Consider the following 25,666-nt stretch of genomic DNA (forward strand, 5'->3'; position numbering starts at 1 on the left):
CTGTCGTAAGGCCCCGGGTGTCCGGGTACCGCGTCACGCGCCTCTCACGCGCGCCGGCACCCGTCCCTCGTGGGTCCAGGCCAGCAGCTCCTGCGCGGACCAGGTGGTCACCACCCGGTCCGCGGGCACCGCGCACTCCTCGGCCCGGGCGCAGCCGAGGATCTGCCAGTCCAGCTGGCCCGGGGCGTGGGCGTCGGTGTCGATCGAGAACAGCACCCCGGCGTCGACGGCCCGGCGCAGCAGCCGGCGGGGCGGGTCGAGCCGCTCCGGGCGGCTGTTGATCTCCACGGCCGTACCGGACTCGGCGCAGGCGGCGAACACCTCGTCCGCGTCGAACTCGGACTCCGGCCGCCCCCGCCCGGTGACCAGGCGGCCCGTGCAGTGGCCGAGGACGTCGGCGTGCGGATCGCGGACGGCCGTCACCATGCGCCGGGTCATCGAGCGGGCGTCCATCCGCAGCTTGGAGTGGACCGAGACGACGACCACGTCGAGCCGCTCCAGCAGCTCCGGCTCCTGGTCCAGTGAGCCGTCCTCCAGGATGTCGCACTCGATGCCGGTGAGCAGCCGGAACGGCGCCCAGGAGGCGTTGAGCCGCGCCACCTCGGCCAGCTGCTCACGCAGCCGCTCCGGGGACAGCCCGCGCGCCACGGTGAGCCTGGGGGAGTGGTCGGTGAGCACGGCCCAGTCGTGTCCGAGGGCGGCCGCGGTGCGGCCCATCTCCTCGATCGGGCTGCCGCCGTCGGACCAGTCCGAGTGCAGATGGCAGTCGCCGCGCAGGAGCTCCCGCAGCCCGGACCCGGGACCGGTCGGGGGCTTGCCCGTGTCTTCCTCAAGCATGCGCAAATATCCGGGCAAATCTCCGGCCAGTGCCTCGTGGACCACCTGGGCCGTCTTCGGGCCCACGCCCCGCAGCGACTCCAGGGTCCCGGCGCGCGCCCGCGCGGCGACCTCGCCGGCGGGCAGTGCGGCCAGGACCCTTGCGGCGGTGCGGAAGGCGCGGACCCGGTAGGTGGGCGCCAGGGACCGTTCCAGCAGGAAGGCGATGCGTTCCAGCGCCTCGACGGGGTCCATGGCCACCTCCACCGTCAGGGTGACTCAGGCCGGTCACTTCCGCCCGGGGAGATCTACCCTCGATTGCATGACCGAGATAGCGAGCCCGTACATCTCCCAGCCGCGGATCCTGGTGCTCGGGGTCATGACCGGCAAGCCCGGCACCCCGCCCTTCCGCATCGTGGAGATCGACGGTGAGGTGGTCTGCCAGGCGCGCACCATCACGGACGTGCTGGAGGTCGCCGCGTCCTACGGCATCAAGGTCCACGACCTTGACGACCCGGACGTGGTCTGCTGGGTGGGCGGGGACAAGTTCACCTGGACGCCCCGCCCGTCACGCCGCTAGCAGGCGCGCACTGCTCTCAGCCGACCGTCCACTTCTGGTTGGCGCCGCCCGAGCAGGTCCAGATCTGCAGCCGGGTGCCGTTGGCCGAGTTGTTGCCGGTGACGTCCAGGCACTTGTTCGCCTGTGGGTTCACGATGTCGTGCGCCGAGGAGACGGCCCACTTCTGGGCGGCGGTGCCGTTGCAGTCGTAGAGCTGGACCGTCGTGCCGTCCGCCGTGCCGCCGCCGGTGACGTCCAGGCACTTGCCCAGCGCGCGGATGGTGCCGTCGCTGCCCACGGTCCACTGCTGGGCGGCGGTGCCGTTGCAGTCGTAGAGGTCGACGGGTGTGCCGTTGGCGGTGTTCGCGCCGGCCACGTCCACGCACTTGCCGGCCAGGCCCTTGATCGCGACCCCGGTCGCGCTGTCACTGGTCGTCACCGACACCGAGTCCACGACGAGCTGCGCCGGGAAGGCGGTCGAGCCGTCCGGGTCGCCCGGCCAGTAGCCGCCCACGGCCAGGTTCAGGATCAGGAAGAAGGGCTTGTTGAACGCCCAGGTGTTGCCGCCCACGTCGGCGGGCGTGCGGGTCTCGTAGACGACGCCGTCGACCGACCACTTGATCGAGTTGGGCGCCCAGTCGACGGCGAACGTGTGGAAGGCGTCCGCGAAGGCCTGTCCGTTCGACAGCGAGTAGGCCGCGCCTATCCCGTTGGAGCCGGAGTAGCCGGGGCCGTGGATGGTGCCGTGCACGGTCGAGGGCTCGTAGCCGACGTTCTCCATCACGTCGATCTCACCGGAGTTCGGCCAGCCGACCGACCCGATGTCGGTGCCGAGCATCCAGAAGGCCGGCCACATGCCCTGCCCGCGCGGGATCTTCATCCGGGCCTCGACGTGCCCGTACTGGGCGCTGAACTTCCCGGACGTGTTCATCCGGGCCGAGGTGTACTGGCAGGTGCCGTACCAGCACTGGTAGTTGGCGGGGTTCTCCTTCCTGGCCGTGATGACCAGGTGCCCCTGGCCGTCGAGGGCCGCGTTGTTGGTGCCCGAGGTGTAGTACTCGCGCTCGTGGTTGTTGACGTTGTCGCCGGTCTCCAGCGTCCATTTCGAGGAGTCGACCGGCGAACCGGCGGCCCCGTCGAAGGTGTCGGAGAAGGTCACGGCGGCCGCACTCGCGTCGGCCGCCTCGGCCCGGTGCACCGGACCGACCGCGACGGACCCGACCAGGGCGGCGGACAGGGCGGCGGCGAACAGACATCTGCGGAGCAGTCGTGGGGAGGCCATGGCTCTCCCTTCCGTACGGCGGCCGGGCGCGGGGAGGCATCCGGCCGGGGTGGGGGGTAAGGGCGACGCCTCTTGATTTAAGGAGTGAGATAAGTGGTGCGTCAATACCTTGGTACGGACCAGTCCAGGACGATCCGGTGGCCGGTTCCGGACGCCCGGCCGGCCGTCAGGCCTTGCGCCTGCGGGCGTGCACCGCGCGACCGAGCCGGCGGCCCAGCAGCAGCCAACCGACCAGCGCCCCGGTGGTGTTGAGGATGACGTCGTCCACGTCGAACGCCCGGCCCGTGACCAGCGCACCCTGTGCCATCTCCACCAGCAGCATCACGATCGCGGTGAGCAGCAGCACCCGCAGGACGCCGCGGGCGCGGGGCGCGAGCACCGGCACCAGGATTCCGAACGGGACGCCGAGCAGGACGTTCCCGCCGATCTGCTTCACGGCGTCGCGGAACGCGGGCTGGTCCAGATAGATCCTCAGCGTGGCGCCGGGGTGCAGATTGGTGTGGGCGATCGACACCGACGCGGGCGAGGGATCGAGCGTCAGCTTGGCCAGGACGACCGCGAACGCCACCATCGCGGCGAAGGCGCACGTCATGGCCAGCAGCCGCAGGGGGAGGGGCAGCGGACGGCGCTCGGTGGCGTCGGCCTTGGCGGAGGCTTTGGCGGCGGTTTTGGTGGAGGCTTTGCCGGGCGCCTTTCCCGGGGCGGGCTTCTTGCCGAAGCCGCGCACCCTGCCGGTGGCGCGCTTCTTCCCGGTGGCACCCTTCTTTCCGGTGGCACCCTTCTTTCCGGTGGCGCCCGTCCTTCCGGTGCCCGCGGGCTTCGCGGTGCCGCCCTTGTCCGTGGTGGCCCCCGCCGCGGCGCGGCGGACCCTGACCAGGCGTGCGGCCTTGCTGAAGAGTCCGGAGCTCCTGTCGGGGCCCCCGTCCTTCCTCGTCTCCTCGTTCTTGTCGCCCTTGGCGGTGCGCAGGCGCGAGGCGGCGCTGGCCATGAGGTCCTCCACTCGTGAACTTGGCGGCGTGGTAACGCTGTTACCCGCGAAGCGCCCCGAGATGCCGAAGTCCCGGCGGCGGCCGGAGCGCACCGCCGGTTTCCGTCCGCGCTCCCTGGGCACTCCGGCTGCGTTCCCGCGTGCCGCCGCCCCCGGCGGCATACGGGGTGCTTGGATGCCGGAAGCGACGAAACGGACATCTCGCCAGGCGGCGGCGGAAGGAGGCGGCGTATGACCAGGCGTACTGCGGTCGTCGCCGCGGCCGAACTGCTGGCCTGGTGGGCCGGACTGGCCCTGCTCTGGCTGGTGTTCATCAGCACCGTCGACACCCTGGAGCGGATCGTCGGCGCGAGCGCGGCGGCCGTCGGCGCCCTCGTGGCCCGCGCCGGACGGCGGGCGGTGACCTGGCGGTGAACGGCTGGATCCTGACGGCGACCGTACTGCTGGCCGGGGGCGGGGGCGCGGCCCTGTGGGGAGTGGCCACCGGCCCGCTGAGCCGGCGCGTGATCGCCCAGAACCTCTCCACGACGGTGGTCTGCCCCAGCCTGCTGCTCCTCTCCCAGGGCTACGGGCGAACCTCCTACGTCGACCTCGCGCTGCTGCTGGCCCTGCTGGGACCGGTCGGCACCCTGGTCTTCGCCCGGCTGCTCGCCGACGACCTGGCGGCGGACCGGCCCGCCGCCTGGGGGCTGACCTGGACGGCGGCCGGCGTGGGCGCGGTCGTCGTCCTCGTCCTGTGCGCGGTGACCGGACCGAGCCGGGCGATGGTGAAACTCCTGGTGATCGGGGCGCTGCTGATCGGCGGGAACGTGGTCGCCTCCCGGGCGCTGTCGGGCGGCTTCCGGGGGGTGCGCGGTGGCTGACGCGGTGATCGTCGTCGCGCTGCTGCTGACCGCGGCCTCGGCGACCGCGGCCGTCGCGACCCGCGATCCGGCCCGCCAGGCCCTGGTCCTCGCCGTCCTCGGGCTGCTGCTCGGCGTGGTGTTCACCGTGCTCCAGGCCCCCGACGTCGGCCTGTCGCAGCTCGCCGTCGGCTCGGCGCTCACCCCGCTGCTGATCATGCTGTCGGTCCGCAAGGTGAAACGGCGCGGGAAGGAGGGCGACAAGTGAACCGGCGGCTGAGGCTCTGGCTGCTCGGGGTAGGCGGCGCGGGACTCGGCGCCCTGCTGGTCGCCGCCTGCCTCGACCTGCCCGCCTTCGGCCGGCGCAGCCACCCGTACGGCGAACGCGCGGTCCGTGCCTCCCTCGCCCGGCACACCGCCAACGTCATCTCCTCCGTCAACTTCGACCAGCGGGCCTACGACACCCTCGGCGAGATGAGCATCCTGTTCGCCGCCGTCCTCGGCTGCGTGGTCCTGCTGCGCCAGGCCAGGGACGAGCACCGCTCCGACCCGCGTCCCGCCGAAGTCGCCCTGCCGGTACGCCGGTACGCCCTCCTGGTCGTGCCCGTCGCCCTGGTCACCGGGCTGTACGTGATCGCGCACGGCCAGCTCAGCCCTGGCGGCGGCTTCCAGGGCGGGGTCGTCGCCGCGACCGCACTGCACCTGCTGTACCTCGGCGCCGACTACCGCGCCCTGGAGCGCGTCCGCCCGATCGGCGTCTTCGAGGTCACCGACTCCCTCGCCGCCTGCTCCTATGTGGTCCTGGGCCTCGCCGGGGTGCTGGCCGGCACCGCCTTCCTCGCCAACACCCTGCTGCCGTACGGCACGTTCAACACGCTGTCCTCCGGCGGCCTGGTCCCCCTGCTGAACGCGGCCATCGGCATGGAGGTGGCGAGCGCGGTCGTCGTCCTGCTGGCCCGCTTCCTCGACCAGGCCGTCGAGATCGAGGAGGAGAACGGGAGTTGAGTCCGCAGTGATGCACGTCTTCCCCTATCTGGTCGCCGTCTGGATCTTCCTGACGGGCTGTTACGGCCTCGCCACCAGCCGCAACCTGATCCACGCCGTCGGCTGTCTCGCCGTCTGCCAGTCGTCGACGTACGTCCTGCTGCTCGCGGTCGGCTACCGCGACGGCGGCACCGCACCCGTCTTCTCGGATCTCAGGCCCGGCACCCGGCCGCTGGTCGACCCGGTCGTGCAGGCCCTCGCCCTGACCGACGTGGTGGTCGGCGCGACCGTCACCGCGCTGCTGCTGGCGCTGGTCCTGCAGATCGCCAAGCGGCACGGCACGGTCGACCCCGACGAACTGACGGAGCTGCGCGGCTGATGCACCACCTGCTGCCGCTGCTCGTGGCCGACCCGCTGCTCGGCGCCACCCTGCTGGTGGCCGGCGGCCGCCGGCTGCCCCGGCTCGTGGCCGAGACCTTCGCCTGCCTGGTCTCCGCGGCGACCTGCGCACTCGCCCTGATCCTGCTGCTGAACTCCGCTCCGCCGCTGACCGAGTGGGTGGGCGGCTGGCGGCCGGTCGGCGGCGAGAGCGTCGGGATCGTCCTGATCGGCGACGGCCCGGCCCTCGGGATGGCCGCCCTGGTCTCCCTGCTGACGCTGGCCGCCCTGGCGTACTCCTGGCGCTACTTCGCGGAGCCGCCGCACCGGCACGCGGGTTCGTACCCGGCCCTGATGCTGGTCTTCCAGGCCGGGATGTGCGGGTTCGCGATCGCGGGCGACCTGTTCAACGCCTTCGTGTTCTTCGAGCTGATGAGCGTCGTCGCCTACGCGCTGACCGGCTACCGCATCGACGAGGCGAAGGCCGTGCAGGGCGCGCTCACCTTCGGCGTGGTCAACTCCCTGGGCGCGTACGGCATGCTGACGGGCATCGGGCTGCTGTACGCCCGCACCGGCGAGCTGTCCATGACGAAGATCGGCAGCGGTCTGGACGCGCACGGCCGCCCGGACGCCCTGGTCCTCGCCGCCTTCGTCCTGGTGCTCACCGCGCTGCTGGTCAAGGCGGCCGCCGCCCCCTTCCACTTCTGGCTCCCCGACGCCCACGCGGTCGCACCCACCCCGGTGTGCATGCTGCTGTCCGGGGTCATGGTCGAGCTCGGCGCCTACGGCGTCTGGCGGGTGTACGGCACGGTCTTCGCCGGACCCGGCGGCATCCCGGCGGCCGACCTGGAGCGGGCGCTGGTCGTCCTCGGGGTGGGCACGGCCGCGCTCGGCGCGTTCATGTGCTGGCACCAGCGGCACATCAAGCGGCTGCTCGCCTTCTCCACGATCGCCCACACCGGCCTGTTCCTGGTCGGCCTGGGCGTCCTCACCCCGGAGGGCGACACCGGCATCGCCCTGTACCTCCTCGGGCACGCCGGGGTGAAGGCCGCCCTGTTCGCCTGTGCGGGCATCCTCCTGGACCGCTACGGCACCGTCGACGAACGCGTGCTCCACGGCCGGGCCCGCGAACTGCGCACGGTGGGCGTGCTGTTCGGGCTGGGCGGGCTGGCGCTCGCGGGACTGCCGCCGTTCGGCACCGCGCTCGGCAAGTCGGTCGCCGAGGAGGCGGTGGGCGGCCCGCTGACGGTGCTGTACGTCGTCGTGTCGGCGGTGACGGCGGGTGCGGTGCTGCGTGTCGCGGCCCGGGTGTTCCTCGGCCTCGGGACCAGGCCGCCGCGGGGTGACGCCTATGAGACCACCGGGTCCGGGGAGGAGCCCGAGACCGAGGGCCGGCTCGGCCGGATCCCGGACACCATGACCGTCGTCCCCGCGGTGCTGCTGGCCGGGGCCCTCACCGTCGGCCTCGCCCCGCGCTTCGCCGGGGTGGTGGGCCGCGCCGTCGCCGGGGCCGGTTCGGGCGGTGCCCCGGCCGCCGCCGTGCACTGGACGGCGACCGGGGTGCTGCTGGGCTGTCTCTCCACCCTCCTGGCCCTCGGCCTGGCCGCCCTCGCGGTCACCCGGCCCGGCCTGCTCGTGGCGAAGGGCTGGGCGCTGCCGGTGCGCCGCCTGCAGTCCGGGCACGTCGGGGACTACGTGGCCTGGCTGCTGGTCGGCGCCGCCGCGCTCGGTGCACTGGCGGCGCCGGGGGTGCTGGGCGGCTGATCAGCCGGCGTCGATCCGGCTGATCAGCCCGTGCGATCCGGCTGATCATCCGGTGTCGATCAGACCGTCCCGTAGGACACGTGCACCTCCGTGAAGCCGAGGGAGTGCAGCAGGCCCTCCAGCATGTCGGTGGTGTTGGTCTCGGCCCGGGTGGTCAGCCCGCTGTCCTTGGCCGCGGTGTCGATGTGCTTCACGGCCAGCTTCTGCACCGCCTGCTCGCTGTTGGGGTTGTCGGAGAACAGGTCGCCGAGCCGGTCGAGGAGGCCGCGCTGCTTGGACACGGCGTAGGAGTGGTCCGGGTCCAGGGTCGCCTTGCCGAGTTGGGCGTGCGGCAACCGGATGGTGGCCTCGGTCCGGTCGCCGTTGACCGTCACGTCCTTCTGGGAGATCTTGCCGAGGTCGACGTAGGAGTCGACGTTGCCCGCCCCCACGTACAGGGTGCGGGTGCCGCGGATCGCGCTGGGCAGGTACTTGGCGTCCTTCTCCAGGTCCACGACGACCTGGAAGTTGCCGGAGGCCGCGTCGTAACGGCTCATGTCCTGGATGGACTTGAGCAGCGCCGGGCCGGTGTTGTCGCGGGTCTCCGTGCCGAACAGGTCCTTGATCCCGGGCAGCACCGCCAGTTTGATCCCGGCGAACAGCACCACGAGCACCAGCACCAACGCGGTGACCAGTTTCGCCCAGCCGGGCATGCGCCGGGGCCGGGCCGTGACGGGAGCCTCCTGAGTGGAGCTCGCCTTGCTCTCCTTGGTGGAACTCGCCATGTGACGGTCCTCCTTTCCAACGACACGCATGCCCGCCAACAGCCTTGTCAGACCGCGTTGTCGGCCGATTGAGACAGCTGAGGCAGGACTGATACACGCGCTGCCGAAACGTGTCCGGCGACCACCTGCCGGCGGCGCGTCCGGAAGGCCGGTCAGGCCCTCCCGGCCAGCTCCGCGATCCGGCGCGCCGACGCCGAACCCCGGTCCGCGGTGACGAGGACGACCTCCTGGTCGTCCTCCGGCACCAGCAGGACGTCGCAGTTCAGCCGCAGCCGCCCCAGCTCCGGATGGTCGAGGACCTTGGTGCGGTGTCCGGGGGCGTGCACCGGATGGGCCGCCCAGATCCGCCGGAAGTCCTCGCTGCCCGCCCGCAACTCGTCCAGCAGGGCGCCGAGCTGTGCGTCGTGCGGATAGCGCTCGGCGGCCCGCCGCAGCCGGGCCACCACGATGTGCCCGCTCTCCTCGGCGCTGGAGCTCTGGTACATCCGCCCCTCGCCGAGGAAGCGCCGACGGGCCACGTTGGTCGTGCCGTGCCCGAGATCGCCGCCGAACAGCAGCTGGGCGAGGGGGTTCCAGGCCACCAGGCCGTAGGCCGCGTCGGTGACGATCGCGGCGGTGTCGGGAAGCCGCTCCAGCAGGCGGGCCACGTGCGGTCGCACCCGCCGTACCGCCGCGGCGCCGGGCGGCGGCGCGGCCGAGCCGGCCAGCCGGAAGAGGTGGCTGCGCTCGGCGGGGGCCAGCCGGAGCGCCCCGGCCAGGGCGTCCAGGACGCGCGGGGAGGGGCGGGGGCCGCGGGCCTGCTCCAGGCGGATGTAGTAGTCGACCGACATGTGGGCCAGCTCGGCGACCTCCTCGCGGCGCAACCCCGGAGTGCGCCGGTCGGTGCCCGGCGGCAGCCCCACCGCCTGCGGGCGCAGCCCCGTCCTGCGCTCACGCAGGAAGCGGGCCAGTTCCTGCCTCGCCATGCCGACGTCGCCTCCCCGGTCCGCCTGGTACAGACGGTCCCTGGCAGGGCGGACGCGGCCGGGGGACCGTGGCTGACATGAACGATCGCACAGCACTTGTCACCGGTGCCAACAAGGGCATCGGCTTCCACATCGCCAGGCTGCTGGCCGAGGCGGGTTTCCAGGTCCACGTCGGGTCCCGGGACGCCGAGCGCGGCGAGCGGGCCGTGGCGGAGATCGGCGCCGGCGCGCGGCTCCTGGTGCTCGACGTCACGGACCCCGGCAGCGTCGAGCGGGCCGCTGCCGGCGTCGGCCGCCTCGACGTCCTGGTCAACAACGCGGGCGTGCAACCGGTGACCGGCACCCCGTCGGAGACCGGCGTCGAGGACTTCCGGAAGACGTACGAGACCAACGTCTTCGGCGTCGTCGCCGTCACCAACGCCTTCCTGCCCACCCTGCGCCGCTCCGCCCACCCGCGCGTCGTGAACGTCTCCAGCGGTACCGCGTCCCTCACCTGGAGCACCCGGCCCAATCCGCAGTTCGCCGAGGGCGTCCCCAGGTCCGCCGCCTACCGCTCCTCCAAGGCCGCGCTGAACGCGCTGACCGTCCTGTACGCCCAGGAGCTGGCCGAGGCCGGGATCAAGGTGAACGCCCTGGCCCCGGGGCGGCGGGCCACCGGCCTCGTGCCCGGCGCGGCCGTCGGGGGCGGCGATCCGGCCGAGGGCGCGCGGGGTGCCGTACGGCTGGCGCTGCTGCCCGACGACGGCCCTACCGGCGGGTTCTTCTCCTGGGACGGCACACCCGTGCCGTGGTGAGAGCGGCACGGTCCGTAGCATGAGCCCGTAACCCGTATTGATCATGCGAGGAGCGGATCGTGCGAGACATCGCCGTCTTCAGCGGCAGCGCCCACCCCGACCTGGCCGAGGAGGTCTGCGCGCACCTGGGGGTGCCGCTCAGCCCGACGCGGGTCAGCCGGTTCGCCAACGACTGCCTGGAGGTGCAGCTCCAGGCCAACTGCCGGGAGCGGGACGTCTTCCTGATCCAGCCGCTGGTCCGGCCGGTGCAGGAGCACCTGGTGGAGCTGCTGCTGATGTGCGACGCGGCGCGCGGCGCCTCCGCGGGCCGGATCACCGTCGTCATGCCGCACTACTCCTACGCCCGCTCCGACAAGAAGGACGCCCCGCGTATCTCGCTCGGCGGCCGGCTGGTCGCCGACCTGCTGGTGGCCGCCGGCGCGAGCCGGGTCCTCGCCATGACCCTGCACGCCCCGCAGGTGCACGGCTTCTTCTCGGTGCCGGTGGACCACCTGCACGCGCTGCGCGAGTTGGCGGCACACTTTCGGCGGTACGACCTGTCGCGCACCACCGTCGTCTCGCCCGACCTCGGCAACGCCAAGGAGGCCGCCGCCTTCGCCCGGCTGATCGGCGCCCAGGTGGCGGCCGGTGCCAAGCAGCGATACCCGGACGACCGGGTCACCATCAGTTCGGTGATCGGTGAGGTGGCCGACCGGGACGTCATCGTGCTCGACGACGAGATCGCCAAGGGCAGCACGGTCGTCGAACTCCTCGAAAGAATCAGGGAGCTGGGTCCGCCGCGGTCGATCCGGATCGCCTGTACGCACGGGTTGTTCGCGGCCGGGGCGCTCAAGCGGCTCAGCGAACAGCCCGACGTGCTCGAGATCGTCTGCACCAACACCGTGCCGGTGCCCGTCGAGGAGCACACGGACAAGCTGCGGATCCTGTCCATCGCCCCGGCGCTGGCGGAGGCCGTACGCCGTATTCACAACGGTGAGTCCGTGAGCGCCCTGTTCGACGAGCCGCGCGACCTCTAGACAGGAAGGAGGAGTTGTAGCGCTGAACCGCGCTCGGCGGCACCGACGCGATCAGGAGGCCCCCAGTGGCGAAGGCCAGGTTCGAGCGGACGAAACCCCATGTGAACATCGGCACCATCGGGCACATCGACCACGGCAAGACGACACTCACCGCGGCCATCACCAAGGTGCTGCACGACAAGTTCCCCCAGCTCAACCCCTTCACGCCGTTCGACCAGATCGACAAGGCGCCCGAGGAGCGGCAGCGCGGCATCACCATCTCCATCGCGCACGTCGAGTACCAGACCGAGCGCCGGCACTACGCGCACGTCGACTGTCCCGGCCACGCCGACTACATCAAGAACATGATCACCGGGGCCGCCCAGATGGACGGCGCGATCCTGGTGGTCGCCGCCACCGACGGGCCGATGCCGCAGACCAAGGAACACGTGCTGCTGGCCCGCCAGGTGGGAGTCCCGTACATCGTCGTCGCGCTCAACAAGACCGACATGGTCGACGACGAGGAGATCCTGGAACTGGTGGAGCTGGAGGTGCGCGAGCTGCTCACCGAGTACGAGTTCCCCGGCGACGACGTCCCGGTGGTCAGGGTCTCCGCGCTCAGGGCCCTGGAGGGCGACCCCGAGTGGACCGCGGCCCTGCTCGAACTCCTCGACGCCGTAGACGAGTTCGTGCCCGAGCCGGTGCGGGACGTGGACCGGCCGTTCCTGATGCCGATCGAGGACGTCTTCACCATCACCGGCCGCGGGACCGTCGTCACCGGCCGGATCGAGCGCGGTGTGCTGCGGGTCAACAGCGAGGTCGAGATCATCGGCATCCACCCGCAGAAGACGCGGACCACGGTCACCGGCGTCGAGATGTTCAGGAAGCTGCTCGACGAGGGGCGGGCCGGGGAGAACGTCGGGCTGCTGCTGCGCGGGGTCAAGCGGGACGACGTGGAGCGCGGCCAGGTCGTCATCAGGCCCGGATCGGTCACCCCGCACACGGAGTTCGAGGCGCGGGCGTACATCCTCTCCAAGGACGAGGGCGGCCGGCACACGCCGTTCTTCCAGAACTACCGCCCCCAGTTCTACTTCCGCACCACCGACGTGACCGGCGTCGTCACCCTGCCCCCGGGCACCGAGATGGTGATGCCGGGCGACAACACCACCGTGCACGTCCAGCTGATCCAGCCCATCGCGATGGAGGAGGGCCTGAAGTTCGCGATCCGGGAGGGCGGCCGGACCGTCGGCGCCGGCCAGGTCACGCGGATCCTCAAGTGACCCTTGTGGCAACGGTGTCACAGGGTGCCGGACGTGGCCTCGGGCTGGCCCAGGGCCGCGTCCAGCGTCGCCCTGGGCGGCAGCAGCCGGGACAGCCCGGTCACCTGCAGCACCCGTAAGGTCAGCGGATGGGCGCAGACCAGCTGGAGCTGTCCGCCACGCTCCAGCACCCGGCTGCGCGCTCGGTACAGCAGCCGCAGCCCCGAGCAGTCGAAGAACTCGACGGGCAGCAGGTCGATCACCACCCGGGCATTCTCGTGGGCGGTCACCCGGTCCAGGAAGGGCGCGATCTCCGTCGCCGCCGCGATGTCGATCTCGCCCCGCAGCTCCAGCACCGTGTGGCCGCGGTCCTGGTGGATGCGCAGGTGCCGGGAGAGCGGCGCGGGATCCTGCCGGGGTTCCTGGCGCATGACGGCATCACCTCCCACCCCTGCCGGTCAATTCCGTTCCCCGCCCTGCAAGTTACCCTCGATGGAGGGAATTTGAGCATGTTCGATTGACATATGTCTGCTGCTTCGGCTCGCCATTTTCTGTGGCGTGCGCGACAGTCCGGGAACGTGCACGTGGGAGCGGTGCCACTCGGCGGGGGGAACGGGCCGGGCGGGCGAGCCAGGACAGTGCGCGGGCGAGTCAGGACAGCGCGTGCCACGCCTTGCTCAGCGCCTGGCGGAACTGCTCCTCCTGGTGTGCGGTGAGCTCGCGGACCATTCGCTCCTCCAGCTCCCGCACCGGTCCGGCGACCTCGGCGAGCAGCTCGCGCGCGGCGTCGGTCAGCAGGATCAGCAGCTCCCGCCGGTTGCGCGGATTGCGCTCCCGCCGGATCAGTCCACGCGTCTCCAGCGACCGTACGAGGTCGGCCATCGACTGGGCGGTCACGAACGAGTCCCGCGCCAGCTGGGCCGCGGACAGGCCGTCATGGCGCTCCAGGACGGTCAGGGCCGTGTACTGCAGCGCGGTGATCCCGGCGGGCTTCACCAGCTCGTCGAGGTGTGAGCGCACCACCAGCTCCACCTGCTTGACCATGTACAGCAGCGAGGGGCGTGTCTTTGTACCGACCATGCGTTCACCCTAGACCATTGACAGGAATCCTGTCTGTAATGAGACTGCGGACCAACAGGAAACCTGTTTGTTGAAGGCTTAGCGATCGACGCTGGGAGTGGGCAATGACGACCACCTTCGAGACCGGACCCGGGCAGCTGTTCATCGGCGGACAGTGGCGGGAGGCCGCCGACGGAGCCCGGACGGAGGTGACCGACCCGGCCACCGGCCAGGTGATCACCACCGTCGCGGAGGCCGGGGCCGCCGACGTCGACGCCGCCGTGCGCGCCGCCCGCGAGACCTTCGACTCGGGGGAGTGGTCGGGTCTCAGCGGCCGCGAGCGCGGCCGCGTGCTGCACCGCGTCGCCGACCTGATCCGGGAGAACGCCGAGGACATAGCCGCCCTGGAGAGCCTGGACGTCGGCAAGCCCATCACCCTCGCCGGAGCCGTCGACGTCACCAACGCGGCCAACGACTACGAGCACTTCGCGGCCCTCGCCCACTCCCTGGACGGCGCCGTCCGTGACGTGCCGATGAACGCCCTCGCCTACACCCGGCGCGAGGCGATCGGCGTGGTCGCGGCCATCACCCCGTTCAACTTCCCGCTCATCCTGGCCGGTTCGAAGATCGGTCCGGCCCTCGCCGCCGGCAACACGGTCGTCCACAAGCCCGCCGACGAGACCCCGCTCAGCGCCCTCTACATGGCCCGCCTGTTCAAGAAGGCGGGCCTGCCCGACGGGGTGCTGAACGTCGTCACCGGCGCCGGACCGGTCGCGGGCGAGGCCCTGCTGCGCCACCCGGGCGTCGACAAGGTCGCCTTCACCGGCTCCACGGCCATCGGGCGGCACGTCGCGAGCACCGCCGGGGAGGCGCTCAAGCCGGTCACCATGGAACTCGGCGGCAACGCGGCCCACCTGGTCTTCGAGGACGCCGACCTGGAGAAGGCCGTCGGCGCGGTCATCAAGGCCTTCGTCTTCAACACCGGCCAGTTCTGCATGGGCGGTCCCCGCCTCCTGGTCGCCCGCCCGGTCTACGCCACCCTGCTCGGCATCCTCGCCGAGGCCGTCCCCGGCGTCCCGGTGGGCGACCCGCGCGACCCGGCCACCGTGGTCGGCCCGATGGCGGGGGAGAAGCACCTGCGCAAGGTCGAGGAGTACGTCGACCTCGCCCGCAAGGAGGGCGGCCGTGTCGTCTGCGGCGGCGAACGCCTGGACCTCGACGGCGGCTTCTACTACCGGCCGACCGTCGTCGCCGATCTGCCCAACGACTCCAGGGTGATCCAGGACGAGATCTTCGGCCCGGTCCTCACCGTGCAGCCCTTCGACTCCGAGGACGAGGCCGTCGCCCTCGCCAACTCCACGCCGTACGGCCTCGCCGCCGGCATCCAGACCGGCAGCCTGGCCCGCGCCCACCGGGTCGCCGCCCGCCTCCAGGCAGGCATCGTCTGGGTCAACGACTGGGCGATGCTCGACCCCGCCGTCCCCTTCGGCGGCGTCAAGGCCTCCGGCTTCGGGCGCGAGTACGGCCCCGAGTCCCTCGCCTCCTACACCAAGGTCAAGTCCGTCGTCGTCTCGCTCGACTGAGCCCCGCAGACCAGGAGTTCCAACGATGTCCCTCACCACCCGAGCCGCCGTGGTCGAGTCCGGCGGCGCCCCCTTCACCCTCGGCGACGTCGAACTCGACGCGCCGGGGCCGTACGAGGCGCTCGTCCGCATGGTGGCCACCGGTCTGTGTCACACCGACCTCAGCGTGGCGAGCGGCGGACTGCCCTTCCCGCTGCCCGGAGTCCTGGGCCACGAGGGCGCCGGCGTCGTCGAGGCCGTCGGCTCCGCCGTCACCGGCGTGGCCCCCGGTGACCACGTCGTGCTGTCCTTCACCTCCTGCGGCAGCTGCCGCAACTGCCACGGCGGCCACCCCGCCTACTGCGCCACCTGGCTGCCGCTCAACCTGATCGGCGGCCGGCGCGCCGACGGCACAGCCACCGTCAGCCGGGACGGCGAGCCGCTCGGCGGCCACTTCTTCGGCCAGTCCTCCTTCGCCGAGCGGGCGTTGGTGGACGAGCGCAGCCTGGTCAAGGTCGACCCGGACGTCCCGCTGGAGTCGATCGCCCCGCTCGGCTGCGGGGTGCAGACCGGGGTCGGCGCCGTGTGGAACGTCCTGGAACCGGGCTCCGGCAGCACGATCGTCGTCCTCGGCGCCGGAGCGGTGGGACTGTCGGCCGTCATGGCCGCCGCGCTCAGCCCCGCCACCACGATCGTCGCCGTCGACCGGGTGGCCGAACGCCTGGATCTGGCACGGGAGGTGGGCGCCACCCACACCGTCGACGCGACCCGGGAGGACGTGCCCGAGACCCTGCGGCGCATCTCGAACGGGGCCGGTGCCGACGGCATCGTGGAGACGACCGGCAACGTCGCCGTCCTCCGCCAGGGCGTCGACGCGCTCGCCGCCCGCGGCACCCTGGTCGTCGTCGGCGCCCCGCCCTTCGGCACCGAAGTCCCCCTGGACGTCAACGGGTTGCTGTCGGGCAAGCGGGTCGTCGGCCTCACCCTCGGCGACAGCGAGACCCAGGCCTTCATCCCGGCCCTGGTCCGGCTGGTCCGCGAGGGGCGGCTGCCCCTGCACCGGCTGATCAGCACCTACCCGTTCGCCGAGATCGACCGGGCGGTGCGGGACATGAGCACGGGCAAGGCGATCAAGCCCGTGCTCACCTTCTGACCGCGCCGGTCAGTCCATCACCAGGACCAGCTTCCCGGTGGTCCGGCCGGTGCCGCCCAGCTCGTGCGCCTTGGCGGCATCGGCCGGCGGGAAGGTCCCGGCGACGGTCGCGCGCAGCTTCCCCGCCTCCACCAGCTCCGCGACCGCCTGCATGCCCGCCCGGTCCGCGTCCACCAGCATCCGCACCGCGCGTACGCCCAGCCGCTCGGCCTCCTCGTACAGCGCGGGCGAGCCCACCGGCAGGATGGACACCAGGATCCCGCCCGGCCGCAGCACCCGCAGCGAAGCGACCGAGGTGTCCCCGCCGACGGTGTCGAGCACGACGTCGACGTCCCGCACCGCCTCCGTGACGTCCACGGACCGGTAGTCCACCGGCTCGTCCACGCCGATCTCCCGCAGGAAGTCGTGCTTGCCGGCGCTCGCCGTGCCGATCACGTACGCCCCGCGCGCCTTGGCGATCTGCACCGCCACATGCCCGACCCCGCCGGCCGCCGCGTGGACCAGCACCCGCTGCCCCGGCTGTACGTCGGCGTTCTCCACGAGCGCCTGCCAGGCGGTCAGCGACACCAGCGGCAGCGCGCCCGCCTGGACGTGGTCGATCGCGGCGGGCTTCGGCACCAGGGCGCGGGCCGGGACGGTCACGTAGTCGGCGTGCGTGCCGTGCCCGAACGGGTAGGGCACCATGCCGAAGACCTCGTCACCGGGCCGGAAGGCGGCGACACCGATCCCGGTCTCCTCGACCGTGCCGGAGACGTCCCAGCCGAGGACGAAGGGCGGCTTGCCCAGGAAGCCGCCAGTCTCCCGGTGCTTCCAGTCGGTCGGGTTGAGACCGGCGGCCCGTACCCGGACCAGCACCTCGTTGGGGCGCGGCTTCGGCCGCACCACCTCGATCACCTTCAGCACCTCGGGGCCGCCGAGGACGTCCTGGCTGATCGCGCGCATCGTGTTCACGTCGTTCATGGTCACCCAGCCTGCCGGGGCGCGCCCGGCGGGGAAATGGCGCGATGGTCAACCTTCGATAGGATCGTGCCAGCCGCGCGCTCCCGGCGGACATGAACGTTCCGGCCCGCTCAGCCGTCCAAGGACGGCAACGGTGGCGAGCGGCAGGGGTGGGCATGCGCAGAGGGCTGGCGGCGGCGACGGTACTGGTGGCGGCCACGGCGGTGGGCTGCGACGGCGCGAGCGGGCCGGACGTCGTCGTCGAGGGGACGCCGCCGGCGACGCCGTACCGCGGGTCGCTGGACATCCCCACGAAGGAAGTCGACGAGAGCACTTCGCAGGCCGTGCGCACCGCCTCCGGCGCGGCAGGCCGCGCGCTGGAGTGCGACGGGGAGATCTACTGGGGCACCGGGCCCGACGGCTGGAACGAGAGCGACGGCGGCCACTCGCCCGAGGACGGCCTGCGGCTCTTCTTCGACATGTTCGACCCGGAGGTGCCGCGCAGCGGCTACCGAGTGGAGCGCCGGGAAGCGGACCGGGTGCTCTACTCCTACGACGTCGGCGGGCGCACGAAAGTGGCCGTCGTGGTCGCCAGGGACCAGAAGGACAGGCCGGGTTGGGGGCCGGAGACCAACGCCTCCTGCGATCCCTCCGAGCTCCCGGCGAGCGTGACGTCGGGCCAGGGATGGCACGAGATCTGGACCGACGCCCGCGGTCGCCGGGTACCGGTCTCGAAGATCACCAGCTCCGCCGGCGCCGAGCACTGCGGCTGGCAGTCGGCGCACTTCCTGACGCTCGGCGGCAGGACCTACGTCCGCGACCCGCACGGCGTGTTCGCCGAGGACGACGTGCTCGCCGGGCGCTACGACGGCGACACCACGATGCCCGCCGGCGCGCGCGACACCGGATACCGCTTCCGTGACTGGCGGCTGTGGCTGACGGACGGCGGGGACACGGCGTACGTCCGCACCTCGAAGGGTGTGGAGGCCTGGCCCGCGGAGCGGCGCGGTTTCGCCTGTGCCTGACCGCTCAGCGGCTCATGTGCAGGGCGACCAGCAACTGCCAGACCTGGTCCGCCACTTCGTCCGGGCCGGCGTCGAGCAGGCCGTGCAGCCAGTCGGCCAGTACCCCGGCGAAGGTGGCGGCCACCGCCGAGGCCACCAGCGGGGCGTCCGCCGCGCCCACCAGCTCCCGCTCGGCCAGGCTGCGCGCCCGCAGGTCCCGGTGCAGCACCCGGCCCAGCGGACCCCCGCCGCCCGGCGCGAGCAACTCGCGGTGAAGAGCCGCGTGCGGGACGAGTCCGGCGAAGAACTCCCGGAGCGCCGGCGGCGCGTGCACCGGGTCCGGCCGGCCGCGCCAGGCGTGCAGCGCGTCCACGGCCTCCCGTACGACGTCCGCGCAGGCGTCGACCGCCAGCGCCTCCAGGCCGTCGTAGTGGACGTAGAACGTGGCCCGGCCGACCCCGGCCCGGCGCACCACCGCGGCCACCCCGGCCTCGGCGAGCGGCCGTTCGGCACACTCCTCGAGCAGGGCCGCCCGCAGCCGCGCCCGGGTGCGGGCGGCCCGTGGGTCCTCGGCGGCCGGGCGGCCGGTCATCGGGCGGCGAGGACGGCGGCCAGGGCGAGCGCGCCGGGCAGCGCCTGTGCGAACAGGATCCGCCGGTTGGCGGTGACCGCGCCGTACACCCCCGCCACCACCACGCACGACAGGAAGAACACCTGGGCCCGGAAACCGGTCGGGTCTGCCGCGACCAGCCCCCACACCAGGCCGGCCGCGAGGAAACCGTTGTAGAGACCCTGGTTGGCGGCGAGCGGCGCGGTCCGCCGGGCCAGTTCCGCGTCGAAGCCGTGGAAACGCATCCCGGGGCTCTTCTGCCACAGGAACATCTCCATCACCAGGATGTACGCGTGCAGCGCGGCCACCAGCCCGACCAGCACGTTCGCCAGGATTTCCATGATCGGCGGATCCTCCCCAAGTCTTGAACAGGTGTCCACTATAGCTGGACAGGTGTCCATGAGTCATCGAGGCGGTGCCGGACCCGGTCGTGGGACACATGTCGGGAAGTCGCGGGCGGCAATGGGTATTTGTTGATTTGCCGCCAACTGGCGGAGCGTGACGGAACCCTCACTTCCTCTGCTCCCCGAGGTTGATCCTTTCGGGTTCAAACCCGATAAGCTCCCTTCCGTCACAGCGAGTTGACGCACCCCAGGGTGGGTCCGTCCCGCCGTGTGTACTCATGAGTGCGGCCTTCGCACACTGCCCCTGTTCGCTGTTGTTCGATCGTGTTGCTTCGAGGGATGCAGATGGAACTCGCCACTCCGCCGCCGGCGGCGCGGGCCCCTGTCGCCTGGTACAGCTGGTGGCTGATGCCACTGGCCTTAGGGGGAGGGACGGTCGCCGCCACGTTCATGAGCTCGGAGCGAATAACCGCGGCCGTAGCCGGCGCCGCGGCCACCGTCGCGAGCTCGGTGTGCGTGCGGCTCCTGATCCGTTCGCAGCGCCAACTGCGCGGCGCCGAAGGGTCGTTCCGCAGCGCGCAGGCCGAGCACTCCCAGCAGTGGCAGCAGCATGTCTCGGGCCTGGAGCGCAAGTTCTCCGCCGAGCGCGCCACGCTGGAGGGCCGGCTCAACGAGCAGTCGGCCGCGTTCGACGCCGAGCTCGGTGAGCAGACGTCCGCCTTCGAGGCCCGGCTGGCCGACCGCATCGCCCACTACGACGCCCAACTGGCGGAGCAGGCCCGGGCGTACGAGGAGCGGCTCGCCGACCAGCTGAAGTCCTCCGAGGCGCAGCTCGCCGACCAGGCCGAGGTCTGGCAGGACCAGGTCACGCACCAGCGGTCCGCGATCTCCCGGCTCGCCGACGAGCAGCTGCCCGAGGCGCTGAAGCGGCTGCGCGAGGGCGAGGCCATCGACGACCTGCTGCCCGTCACCGAGCAGTGCGCCAAGGTCGACAAGGACCTCCAGGCCGACCTGCGCCGCATCCTGCGGACCTCGCTGATCGGCGTGGAGGAGGAGTTCAACCGCTCCACCTCCGCCGAGCAGGCCGTGATCAGCATCGGCAACCGCATCCACGTCCTGACCAGCAAGCTGCGCGGCCGGCTGCACGAGATGCAGGGCGAGCACGGTCGGCTGCCGGCCGTGGCCCGCGGTCTCATGGAGCTCGACCAGGAGCTCGGCCCCGCCGACTCGCTCGCCGCCAGCATCGGCGTGCTGGGCGGCTCGGACCGCCCCGGCCGGCAGTGGCAGGAACCCCAGCGCCTGCTCAGCGTGGTGCGCGGCGGCATCGGCCGGATCAAGGACTTCCATCGCGTCGAGGTCCGGCATCTGCCCGAACTCGGCGTCGACGGCGGCCTGGTGGACCACCTCACGCTGATCTTCTCCCACCTGCTCGACAACGCGGCCCGCTACTCGCCGCCCACCGAGCCGGTCGTCGTCTCCGGCAAGGAGGTACCCAACGGCGTCGGCATCGAGATCCAGGACTCCGGCAAGGGCCTGAGCGAGGAGAAGAAGCGCGAGGCCGAGCACTCCCTGGCGGGCACCGAGGCCGGACCGGGCATCGGGGGCATCTCCGAGGACGCCAACATCGGCCTGCGGGTGGTCGGCATCCTCGCCCGCCGCTACGGCATCCGGGTCACCTTCGCGGACTCGCCCTGGCTCGGCACCTCGGTGGTCGTCGTGGTCCCGCACAAGTTCTTCAGCCCGCTGCCCGCGGCCCCCACCGCTCCGGTTCCCGTGACGGCCGCCCCCGCCGCCGCGTCGCCGGTGCAGGCGCACGGCCCGGTCGCCGTCGAAACCGTCACTCAGCCGGAGTCCGGCGAGGCCGTGGACACCACTCCGGGCGGACTGCCCCGGCGGCGCAGCCGGCGCCGCGACGAGGAGCAGCCCGAGGAGCGCGCCCCGCGCACGGAGGGCACCGCGTTCCCCGCGGTCCCGCCCGAGGAGTCCTTCACGGGCCTGGCCGCCTTCGCCACCGCGGGCCGCGCGCCCGCGGCGGACGAAGCCGCGGACAGCGAGGCCGAGTTGACCGGAGACGAAGACGACCCGGCACCCGCGAGCCCGGCCGGCGTCGATGACGCCGCCGCCGGACGCGAGTCCGCCGAGCACCGCACTGAAGAGAGCGACTAGTCCACATGACGCAACAGGGAACCGACGTGAGCTGGGCGCTCCGTGATCTGGTGGAGAGCATCCCGGAGATCCGTTTCGCCCTCGTGGCCTCCAGCGACGGCAAGGCCATCACCTCCTTTGGTGCCGAGGACCCCGACGACGTGGACCGCTTCGCGGCCGTGGTGGCAGGGCTCCAGGCCCTGGCCCAGCCGGTCGCCGAGCAGTTCCCCAAGTACGCGGGGCAGCTGCGACTGGCGATGATCGAGGTCGACGGCGGTCACCTCTTCGTCGTAAGGGCCGGTGTGGAGACGTATCTCGGAGTCCTCGCCCGCGAAGGACTCGACCAGGGGCTGCTCGGCCATCAGATGAGGGATCTTTCCCGGCGGATGGGCGAGCTGCTCGGCACCTCTCCGCGCCTGGAGGAGCACTCTGGATGAGTGCTCCCCGCCGACCGTCGGATCCGTCCGGTCTCGAACGTTATTACGTCCTCACCGGGGGGCGCAGTGGACCGGGCGGGTCGGCGTCGAGCCTCGACGTGGCAACCCTCGTCGTCTCCCGCACCGCCCCCGTCCCGGGGATGCAGCACGAGTACGAGGAGATAATCCGGCGCTGCCGTGATCCGCTGTCGGTGGCCGAACTCACCGCCCATCTCGGATTGCCCTTCAACATTCTCGCGGTGCTGTTGGCGGATCTGCTGGACGCAGGCCGTATTGAAGCCCGTGATCCCATTCCGGCGCATCACGCCGGACGCGGGCCTGACCTCGCGCTCCTCCAGGAGGTACTCAGTGGACTTGAAAGGCTTTGACCATCCCGGCGACCCCGGTGCCGGGGGGACCCGCTCGGTCAAGGTGATGATCGCCGGGGGGTTCGGCACCGGGAAGACCACCATGGTCCGCTCCGTCAGCGACATCAAGCCGCTCACCACCGAGGAGACACTCACCCAGGCCACCGTCGGTGTCGACAACCTCATCGGCGTCGCGGACAAGGCCGAGACCACGGTCAGCCTCGACTTCGGCAAGATCAGCATCAACGAGAACCTGATGCTGTACCTGTTCGGCACCCCCGGACAGGAGCGGTTCTGGTTCCTGTGGAACGGCCTGTTCAAGGGTGCGCTCGGTGCGATCGTCCTGGTGGACACACGCCGGCTGGCCTCCAGCTTCCGGGCGATCGAGGAGATGGAGCGGCAGAACGTACCCTTCGTCATCGCCCTGAACGTCTTCCCGGACTGCAAGGAGCACCCCATCGAGGAGATCCGGGACGCCCTCGACATCTCCCCGCACACCCCGATCGTGGCCTGCGACGCCCGGGACCGGGCCTCCAGCCGTGACGTACTGATCGCCCTGATACGTCATTTGAAGGAACGCTCCGCCGTCGCACTGGAGCCCCGATGAACGAGCAGAACGCCGAAAGCCCCGACGCCCCGCGCGGCTGCCCGGTCGCGCACGGTTCGGCCGAACTGACCCGGTTGTACGGGCCCGAGGCGGCGACCGACCCGTTCGGCATCTACGAACGGCTGCGCAAGGAGCACGGCTCCGTCGCGCCGGTGCTCCTGGAGGGCGACATCAACGCCTGGCTGGTGCTGGGCTACCGGGACGGCCGGCGGGTGCTCGACAATCCCCGCCAGTTCGCCCGGGACGCGCGGATCTGGCGGGACTGGCGGGAGGGCCGGGTCGCGGAGAACCATCCGCTGGTTCCGATGGTCGCCTGGCGCCCCGACTGCGTGTCCCAGGACGGCGAGGCGCACCGCCGACTGCGCGGTGCCGTCAACGACGGGCTCCACGCCGCCGTGAGCCGCGGCATCCGGCGCCACGCCACGTACTTCGCCAACAAGCAGATCGACGCGTTCGCGGCCGCCGGTCGCGCCGACCTGGTGGCGGACTACGCCGGCTACCTGCCGATGCTGATCCTCACCCGCATCCTCGGCCTCACCGAGGCGGAGGGGCGCAGGCTCGTCGAATCCAGTGCCCGGCTGTTCCAGGGCGGCGAGGACGCGATCCTGCACGACGGCATCATCAAGGAGATCCTCGGCGGACTCGTCGACCGCAAGCGGGCCGAGCCCGGCTCCGACTTCACCACCGGCCTGCTGGAGCATCACGCGGCCCTCGACCACGACGAGGTCGTGAGCCATCTGCGTCTGGTGCTGGTGGCCGGGCACAGCACCACCAGCAATCTGCTGGCCCGGGTGCTGCAGCTCGTCCTCACGGACGCCTCGCGGCTCTCCGGCCTGACCAGCGGTCAGGTGACCATCACCGCGCTGGTGGAGGAGGTCATGTGGAACTCTCCGCCGCTGTCCGTCCTGCCGGGGCGCTTCGCCGTCAGCGACGTCGAACTGGGCGGGCACCGCATCGAGGAGGGCGACCTGCTCATCCTCGGTCTCGCACCGGGCAACCTCGACCCCGAGGTCCGGCCCGACCCGGACGTCTCGGTGCAGGGCAACGAATCGCACCTGGCCTTCAGCGCCGGCCCGCACGAGTGCCCCGGGCAGAGCATCGGGATGTCCATCATCCAGATCGCGGTGGACGTCCTGCTGCACCGGCTGCCGGGCCTGCGCCTGGCCGTGCCGGCGGAAGAGCTCACCTCGACCGCGTCCACATGGATGTCCGTGCTGGACAGCCTGCCGGTCGAGTTCGCAGCGTAGGCCCGGACACACCGTTGCCCGGTCGGGTCACCCGACCGGGCAACGGGAGTTGAGGCGTCAGCCGTCGAGCCAGTCGCCCGCCACGCCCGTGGGCCGGTAGCCCGTGGCGTTCCAGAGGAAATGCGGGTGCGCGCACCCGAACATGTAGGCGAGCAGTGTGGTGTCCTCCCGCCCGGTCAGCGGGTCGTGCAGGGCGTGAAACCTTTCGGATCCCACCACACCGGCGTCCTGCTGGACCTGACGGGCGAGGTCCGGGGACGGCGCGGCGCTGGACGCCTCCACGGCGGCGATGTAGGTGCGGCGCAGGATCTCCCAGGTGCTGTCGGTGTCGCCGTACCAGGGGCCGTGCACGGCTTCGAAGGCATGGAGCTCGGCGTCGAAGAGGGGCCATGCCCCGGGGTGCTGGGACCGGCAGCGTGCGGACAGCTCGGCGGTCCTGGGGCTCAGTGCCGGTGCGGTGGGCCGCGGCGCGATGGTGAGGGTCGTGCCGTGGGTGAGGATGCCGGTGCACGCGTTGGGCTGCAGGTCGCACAGCGGGCACCCCTCGGCCGGGGGGAGGCCCTCGGTGATGCCGTCGAACCACAGGGCGTGCCGTCCCGTGAGCCCCATCCAGACGATGGTGGTGGTCAGCAGCCAGGTGTTCCACATCGGGCGATGCGCCTCGGGCGTGCAGCCGTACTTGACGAGGGCTATCGCGCAGGCAGCGTAGAAGGCCTTGGTGTGGGTGGGCATCTCGGCGAGCCAGAAGTTGCTGATCTCGCCGGTGAGGGCGTCGGCCCGGACGTCGGCCATGTCGTCGATGACGCGGCACAGCAGCAGGGAGGCGAGGTTCTCCTCCTGCCAGAGTTCGGTGTCGGGTGCGACGTGCCAGAACAGGCAGTCCAGCATCTGCAGCGCCGAGTAGGAGCTGTGGCCGAGTGGGTTGGTCTGGGAGAGGGTGACGCTGCCCGCCTCGTGCTGCTGGAGCCAGTACTCGTCGACGGATCGCTTGTGGGCCGCGAAGAGTCCGGAGACGAGGGCCCGTGCGCTGTTGGTGCTGAAGCTCGCGGCCAGGCGGTCTTCGACGTGTTGGGTGAGGCGCGTGGTGTCGATGGTGTCGATCACGCGCTTGTACTCGTGGAAGACGAGGATGTCGTCCTCGAAGCGGTGGCGGTGGCCGAGGTCTCGTTCGAGGTCGTTCATCTGACGGGTCCAGGACCATCCACCGGTCAGGACGCTGTCGAGTTCCCGGCGGTACGGCCAGGTCTTGACGGTGAGGGGGCGGCCTGCGCTCTGCCGCCAGCGGTAGTCGTCCAGCGTGCGGGCGGGGGGCGTGGGCAGGTGACGGCAGAGCGGGCAGGCGCAGTCGGTCTCCTGCTCCTCCGCGCGCGGCGGGGTGAGTGCCCGGCTCCGCCAGGCCCCTTCCAGCATTGTGCAGGTCAGCCGGCAGACCTCGATATCGGTGCTGACTTCGGGGAAGGCCGCCTCGATCATGCGCAGGCTGGTGTCGAGGCGCCTCAACCTGGCGTAGCCCTCTTCGTCGGGCGGGAGGAACTCGCGCGGCGCCTGATGGAGGGCTCCCGCCAGATGCAGTGTGGTGCCGGAGTGGCGGGAGCCGAGCGCCTCCAGTCGCTGCTGAGCGGCGTTCTGGAAGGTCCGGTACTGATCCGTGCTCCCGTGTATGCGTTTCACGAAGAGGCGGGCCAGGGTGTTCCCCGCCTCCGTGGGCCGGAACTGTGCGCTCGACTGCGCCGGGAGCAGGCTGTCGGCGGACGCCTTCGGAACAGCACCTACGCCTCGGGAATTCACACCGGTCTCCTTAAAGCTGTGGTCATGACAAAGG

General features: G+C 71.7%; 29 protein-coding genes. 18 read left to right on the forward strand and 11 right to left on the reverse strand.

Annotated elements, in window-relative coordinates:
* Positions 1–33 precede the first annotated feature (33 nt).
* Positions 34–1,071 (reverse strand): PHP domain-containing protein, encoded by a 1,038-nt coding sequence (locus tag ACFY0P_RS05040; protein ID WP_388907518.1) that lies wholly within the window; start codon positions 1,069–1,071, stop codon positions 34–36.
* Between the two features lie 67 nt (positions 1,072–1,138).
* Here ACFY0P_RS05040 and ACFY0P_RS05045 point away from each other — a divergent pair, with 67 nt between their 5' ends.
* Positions 1,139–1,396: a hypothetical protein gene (locus ACFY0P_RS05045; protein ID WP_388907520.1), complete on the forward strand. Its 258-nt coding sequence runs from the start codon at positions 1,139–1,141 to the stop codon at positions 1,394–1,396.
* A 16-nt stretch (positions 1,397–1,412) separates the two neighbouring features.
* Here the strand turns inward: ACFY0P_RS05045 and ACFY0P_RS05050 are convergent, their stop codons facing one another.
* The gene (locus ACFY0P_RS05050) at positions 1,413–2,657 is read right to left on the reverse strand and encodes a ricin-type beta-trefoil lectin domain protein (RefSeq protein ID WP_388907522.1); all 1,245 of its coding nucleotides are present in this window, start codon (positions 2,655–2,657) and stop codon (positions 1,413–1,415) included.
* 166 nt (positions 2,658–2,823) lie between these two features.
* On the reverse strand, positions 2,824–3,276 hold the full coding sequence (locus tag ACFY0P_RS05055) for a VanZ family protein (protein WP_388908805.1): 453 nt from the start codon (positions 3,274–3,276) through the stop codon (positions 2,824–2,826).
* Positions 3,277–3,876: 600 nt separating this feature from the next.
* Here ACFY0P_RS05055 and ACFY0P_RS05060 point away from each other — a divergent pair.
* From ACFY0P_RS05060 to ACFY0P_RS05085, 6 genes are read left to right on the forward strand one after another with little or no spacing between them, the layout of a single operon-like run.
* Positions 3,877–4,059 carry a hypothetical protein gene (locus ACFY0P_RS05060; protein WP_388907524.1) on the forward strand — a complete coding sequence of 61 codons (183 nt, stop codon included), beginning with the start codon at positions 3,877–3,879 and terminating at the stop codon, positions 4,057–4,059.
* Positions 4,056–4,508: an MrpF/PhaF family protein gene (locus ACFY0P_RS05065; RefSeq protein ID WP_388907526.1), complete on the forward strand. Its 453-nt coding sequence runs from the start codon at positions 4,056–4,058 to the stop codon at positions 4,506–4,508. The genes ACFY0P_RS05060 and ACFY0P_RS05065 overlap by 4 nt, the downstream gene beginning before the upstream one ends.
* The gene (locus ACFY0P_RS05070; RefSeq protein ID WP_388907528.1) at positions 4,501–4,755 is read left to right on the forward strand and encodes a Na(+)/H(+) antiporter subunit B; all 255 of its coding nucleotides are present in this window, start codon (positions 4,501–4,503) and stop codon (positions 4,753–4,755) included. Before ACFY0P_RS05065 ends, ACFY0P_RS05070 begins: the two co-directional genes overlap by 8 nt.
* Positions 4,752–5,492 (forward strand): MnhB domain-containing protein, encoded by a 741-nt coding sequence (locus ACFY0P_RS05075; protein ID WP_388907530.1) that lies wholly within the window; start codon positions 4,752–4,754, stop codon positions 5,490–5,492. Before ACFY0P_RS05070 ends, ACFY0P_RS05075 begins: the two co-directional genes overlap by 4 nt.
* Before the next feature lie 10 nt (positions 5,493–5,502).
* The gene (locus ACFY0P_RS05080) at positions 5,503–5,850 is read left to right on the forward strand and encodes a sodium:proton antiporter (protein WP_388907532.1); all 348 of its coding nucleotides are present in this window, start codon (positions 5,503–5,505) and stop codon (positions 5,848–5,850) included.
* A complete protein-coding gene (locus ACFY0P_RS05085; protein WP_388907534.1) occupies positions 5,850–7,613 on the forward strand; it encodes a complex I subunit 5 family protein in 1,764 nt (587 codons plus the stop codon). The genes ACFY0P_RS05080 and ACFY0P_RS05085 overlap by 1 nt, the downstream gene beginning before the upstream one ends.
* 59 nt (positions 7,614–7,672) lie before the next feature.
* On the opposite strand, the gene ACFY0P_RS05090 is transcribed toward ACFY0P_RS05085, so the two are convergent.
* Positions 7,673–8,305: a DUF4230 domain-containing protein gene (locus ACFY0P_RS05090; protein WP_388908807.1), complete on the reverse strand. Its 633-nt coding sequence runs from the start codon at positions 8,303–8,305 to the stop codon at positions 7,673–7,675.
* Between the two features lie 224 nt (positions 8,306–8,529).
* Complete coding sequence (locus ACFY0P_RS05095) at positions 8,530–9,342, reverse strand: helix-turn-helix transcriptional regulator (RefSeq protein ID WP_388907536.1); 813 nt, start codon at positions 9,340–9,342, stop codon at positions 8,530–8,532.
* Between the two features lie 77 nt (positions 9,343–9,419).
* Between ACFY0P_RS05095 and ACFY0P_RS05100 the strand changes: the two genes are divergently transcribed.
* From ACFY0P_RS05100 to tuf, 3 genes are all read left to right on the forward strand, one after another.
* Positions 9,420–10,136: an SDR family oxidoreductase gene (locus tag ACFY0P_RS05100; RefSeq protein WP_388907538.1), complete on the forward strand. Its 717-nt coding sequence runs from the start codon at positions 9,420–9,422 to the stop codon at positions 10,134–10,136.
* Between the two features lie 59 nt (positions 10,137–10,195).
* A complete protein-coding gene (locus ACFY0P_RS05105; RefSeq protein ID WP_388907540.1) occupies positions 10,196–11,152 on the forward strand; it encodes a ribose-phosphate diphosphokinase in 957 nt (318 codons plus the stop codon).
* 65 nt (positions 11,153–11,217) lie between these two features.
* A complete protein-coding gene (gene tuf / locus ACFY0P_RS05110) occupies positions 11,218–12,411 on the forward strand; it encodes an elongation factor Tu (RefSeq protein WP_388907542.1) in 1,194 nt (397 codons plus the stop codon).
* 17 nt (positions 12,412–12,428) lie between these two features.
* Here tuf and ACFY0P_RS05115 read toward each other — a convergent pair whose 3' ends face one another.
* Together ACFY0P_RS05115 and ACFY0P_RS05120 are read right to left on the reverse strand one after the other, a co-directional pair.
* Positions 12,429–12,821 carry an anti-sigma factor antagonist gene (locus ACFY0P_RS05115; protein ID WP_388907544.1) on the reverse strand — a complete coding sequence of 131 codons (393 nt, stop codon included), beginning with the start codon at positions 12,819–12,821 and terminating at the stop codon, positions 12,429–12,431.
* A gap of 220 nt (positions 12,822–13,041) precedes the next feature.
* Positions 13,042–13,470 (reverse strand): MarR family winged helix-turn-helix transcriptional regulator, encoded by a 429-nt coding sequence (locus ACFY0P_RS05120; protein ID WP_388907546.1) that lies wholly within the window; start codon positions 13,468–13,470, stop codon positions 13,042–13,044.
* A 104-nt stretch (positions 13,471–13,574) separates the two neighbouring features.
* Here ACFY0P_RS05120 and ACFY0P_RS05125 point away from each other — a divergent pair, with 104 nt between their 5' ends.
* A complete protein-coding gene (locus tag ACFY0P_RS05125) occupies positions 13,575–15,032 on the forward strand; it encodes an aldehyde dehydrogenase family protein (RefSeq protein ID WP_388907548.1) in 1,458 nt (485 codons plus the stop codon).
* Between the two features lie 25 nt (positions 15,033–15,057).
* Positions 15,058–16,164, forward strand: coding sequence for an NAD(P)-dependent alcohol dehydrogenase (locus ACFY0P_RS05130; protein ID WP_388907550.1), 1,107 nt, complete (start codon positions 15,058–15,060; stop codon positions 16,162–16,164).
* Between the two features lie 9 nt (positions 16,165–16,173).
* Here ACFY0P_RS05130 and ACFY0P_RS05135 read toward each other — a convergent pair whose 3' ends face one another.
* Positions 16,174–17,124 (reverse strand): NADP-dependent oxidoreductase, encoded by a 951-nt coding sequence (locus tag ACFY0P_RS05135; protein WP_388907552.1) that lies wholly within the window; start codon positions 17,122–17,124, stop codon positions 16,174–16,176.
* 155 nt (positions 17,125–17,279) lie between these two features.
* On the opposite strand from ACFY0P_RS05135, the gene ACFY0P_RS05140 reads away from it, so the two are divergent.
* Positions 17,280–18,128, forward strand: coding sequence for a hypothetical protein (locus ACFY0P_RS05140; RefSeq protein WP_388907554.1), 849 nt, complete (start codon positions 17,280–17,282; stop codon positions 18,126–18,128).
* A 4-nt stretch (positions 18,129–18,132) separates the two neighbouring features.
* Here the strand turns inward: ACFY0P_RS05140 and ACFY0P_RS05145 are convergent, their stop codons facing one another.
* Both ACFY0P_RS05145 and ACFY0P_RS05150 read right to left on the reverse strand, forming a co-directional pair.
* Positions 18,133–18,699, reverse strand: coding sequence for a TetR/AcrR family transcriptional regulator (locus ACFY0P_RS05145; protein WP_388907556.1), 567 nt, complete (start codon positions 18,697–18,699; stop codon positions 18,133–18,135).
* Positions 18,696–19,058, reverse strand: a complete 363-nt coding sequence (locus ACFY0P_RS05150) for a DUF1304 domain-containing protein (protein WP_089103417.1) — start codon at positions 19,056–19,058, stop codon at positions 18,696–18,698. Before ACFY0P_RS05150 ends, ACFY0P_RS05145 begins: the two co-directional genes overlap by 4 nt.
* Positions 19,059–19,406: 348 nt before the next feature.
* Between ACFY0P_RS05150 and ACFY0P_RS05155 the strand changes: the two genes are divergently transcribed.
* Genes ACFY0P_RS05155 through ACFY0P_RS05175 form a run of 5 tightly spaced genes read left to right on the forward strand, consistent with a single transcriptional unit; the run spans position 19,407 to position 23,844 of the window.
* Positions 19,407–21,227: an ATP-binding protein gene (locus tag ACFY0P_RS05155; protein ID WP_388908809.1), complete on the forward strand. Its 1,821-nt coding sequence runs from the start codon at positions 19,407–19,409 to the stop codon at positions 21,225–21,227.
* Between the two features lie 5 nt (positions 21,228–21,232).
* The gene (locus tag ACFY0P_RS05160; RefSeq protein ID WP_046733906.1) at positions 21,233–21,643 is read left to right on the forward strand and encodes a roadblock/LC7 domain-containing protein; all 411 of its coding nucleotides are present in this window, start codon (positions 21,233–21,235) and stop codon (positions 21,641–21,643) included.
* Complete coding sequence (locus ACFY0P_RS05165) at positions 21,640–22,011, forward strand: DUF742 domain-containing protein (protein ID WP_388907558.1); 372 nt, start codon at positions 21,640–21,642, stop codon at positions 22,009–22,011. The genes ACFY0P_RS05160 and ACFY0P_RS05165 overlap by 4 nt, the downstream gene beginning before the upstream one ends.
* Entirely contained in the window at positions 21,992–22,597 is a 606-nt protein-coding gene (locus ACFY0P_RS05170; RefSeq protein WP_351486576.1) for an ATP/GTP-binding protein, read from the forward strand. Before ACFY0P_RS05165 ends, ACFY0P_RS05170 begins: the two co-directional genes overlap by 20 nt.
* Entirely contained in the window at positions 22,594–23,844 is a 1,251-nt protein-coding gene (locus ACFY0P_RS05175) for a cytochrome P450 (RefSeq protein WP_388907560.1), read from the forward strand. Before ACFY0P_RS05170 ends, ACFY0P_RS05175 begins: the two co-directional genes overlap by 4 nt.
* A 57-nt stretch (positions 23,845–23,901) precedes the next feature.
* Here ACFY0P_RS05175 and ACFY0P_RS05180 read toward each other — a convergent pair whose 3' ends face one another.
* Positions 23,902–25,632, reverse strand: coding sequence for a hypothetical protein (locus tag ACFY0P_RS05180; protein ID WP_388907562.1), 1,731 nt, complete (start codon positions 25,630–25,632; stop codon positions 23,902–23,904).
* Positions 25,633–25,666 lie beyond the last annotated feature (34 nt).

It is taken from the genome of Streptomyces sp. NPDC001714, assembly GCF_042892755.1.
GTDB lineage: Bacteria > Actinomycetota > Actinomycetes > Streptomycetales > Streptomycetaceae > Streptomyces.

What these genes read in the sequence shown, in the direction of transcription:
- ACFY0P_RS05040 (WP_388907518.1), bottom strand. Translation starts at nt 1,071, where the DNA reads ATGGACCCCGTCGAGGCGCTGGAACGCATCGCCTTCCTGCTGGAACGG.
- ACFY0P_RS05045 (WP_388907520.1), top strand. Translation starts at nt 1,139, where the DNA reads ATGACCGAGATAGCGAGCCCGTACATCTCCCAGCCGCGGATCCTGGTG.
- ACFY0P_RS05050 (WP_388907522.1), bottom strand. Translation starts at nt 2,657, where the DNA reads ATGGCCTCCCCACGACTGCTCCGCAGATGTCTGTTCGCCGCCGCCCTG.
- ACFY0P_RS05060 (WP_388907524.1), top strand. Translation starts at nt 3,877, where the DNA reads ATGACCAGGCGTACTGCGGTCGTCGCCGCGGCCGAACTGCTGGCCTGG.
- ACFY0P_RS05080 (WP_388907532.1), top strand. Translation starts at nt 5,503, where the DNA reads ATGCACGTCTTCCCCTATCTGGTCGCCGTCTGGATCTTCCTGACGGGC.
- ACFY0P_RS05085 (WP_388907534.1), top strand. Translation starts at nt 5,850, where the DNA reads ATGCACCACCTGCTGCCGCTGCTCGTGGCCGACCCGCTGCTCGGCGCC.
- ACFY0P_RS05090 (WP_388908807.1), bottom strand. Translation starts at nt 8,305, where the DNA reads ATGCCCGGCTGGGCGAAACTGGTCACCGCGTTGGTGCTGGTGCTCGTG.
- ACFY0P_RS05095 (WP_388907536.1), bottom strand. Translation starts at nt 9,342, where the DNA reads ATGGCGAGGCAGGAACTGGCCCGCTTCCTGCGTGAGCGCAGGACGGGG.
- ACFY0P_RS05100 (WP_388907538.1), top strand. Translation starts at nt 9,420, where the DNA reads ATGAACGATCGCACAGCACTTGTCACCGGTGCCAACAAGGGCATCGGC.
- ACFY0P_RS05115 (WP_388907544.1), bottom strand. Translation starts at nt 12,821, where the DNA reads ATGCGCCAGGAACCCCGGCAGGATCCCGCGCCGCTCTCCCGGCACCTG.
- ACFY0P_RS05120 (WP_388907546.1), bottom strand. Translation starts at nt 13,470, where the DNA reads ATGGTCGGTACAAAGACACGCCCCTCGCTGCTGTACATGGTCAAGCAG.
- ACFY0P_RS05125 (WP_388907548.1), top strand. Translation starts at nt 13,575, where the DNA reads ATGACGACCACCTTCGAGACCGGACCCGGGCAGCTGTTCATCGGCGGA.
- ACFY0P_RS05130 (WP_388907550.1), top strand. Translation starts at nt 15,058, where the DNA reads ATGTCCCTCACCACCCGAGCCGCCGTGGTCGAGTCCGGCGGCGCCCCC.
- ACFY0P_RS05135 (WP_388907552.1), bottom strand. Translation starts at nt 17,124, where the DNA reads ATGAACGACGTGAACACGATGCGCGCGATCAGCCAGGACGTCCTCGGC.
- ACFY0P_RS05140 (WP_388907554.1), top strand. Translation starts at nt 17,280, where the DNA reads ATGCGCAGAGGGCTGGCGGCGGCGACGGTACTGGTGGCGGCCACGGCG.
- ACFY0P_RS05145 (WP_388907556.1), bottom strand. Translation starts at nt 18,699, where the DNA reads ATGACCGGCCGCCCGGCCGCCGAGGACCCACGGGCCGCCCGCACCCGG.
- ACFY0P_RS05150 (WP_089103417.1), bottom strand. Translation starts at nt 19,058, where the DNA reads ATGGAAATCCTGGCGAACGTGCTGGTCGGGCTGGTGGCCGCGCTGCAC.
- ACFY0P_RS05155 (WP_388908809.1), top strand. Translation starts at nt 19,407, where the DNA reads ATGGAACTCGCCACTCCGCCGCCGGCGGCGCGGGCCCCTGTCGCCTGG.
- ACFY0P_RS05160 (WP_046733906.1), top strand. Translation starts at nt 21,233, where the DNA reads ATGACGCAACAGGGAACCGACGTGAGCTGGGCGCTCCGTGATCTGGTG.
- ACFY0P_RS05165 (WP_388907558.1), top strand. Translation starts at nt 21,640, where the DNA reads ATGAGTGCTCCCCGCCGACCGTCGGATCCGTCCGGTCTCGAACGTTAT.
- ACFY0P_RS05175 (WP_388907560.1), top strand. Translation starts at nt 22,594, where the DNA reads ATGAACGAGCAGAACGCCGAAAGCCCCGACGCCCCGCGCGGCTGCCCG.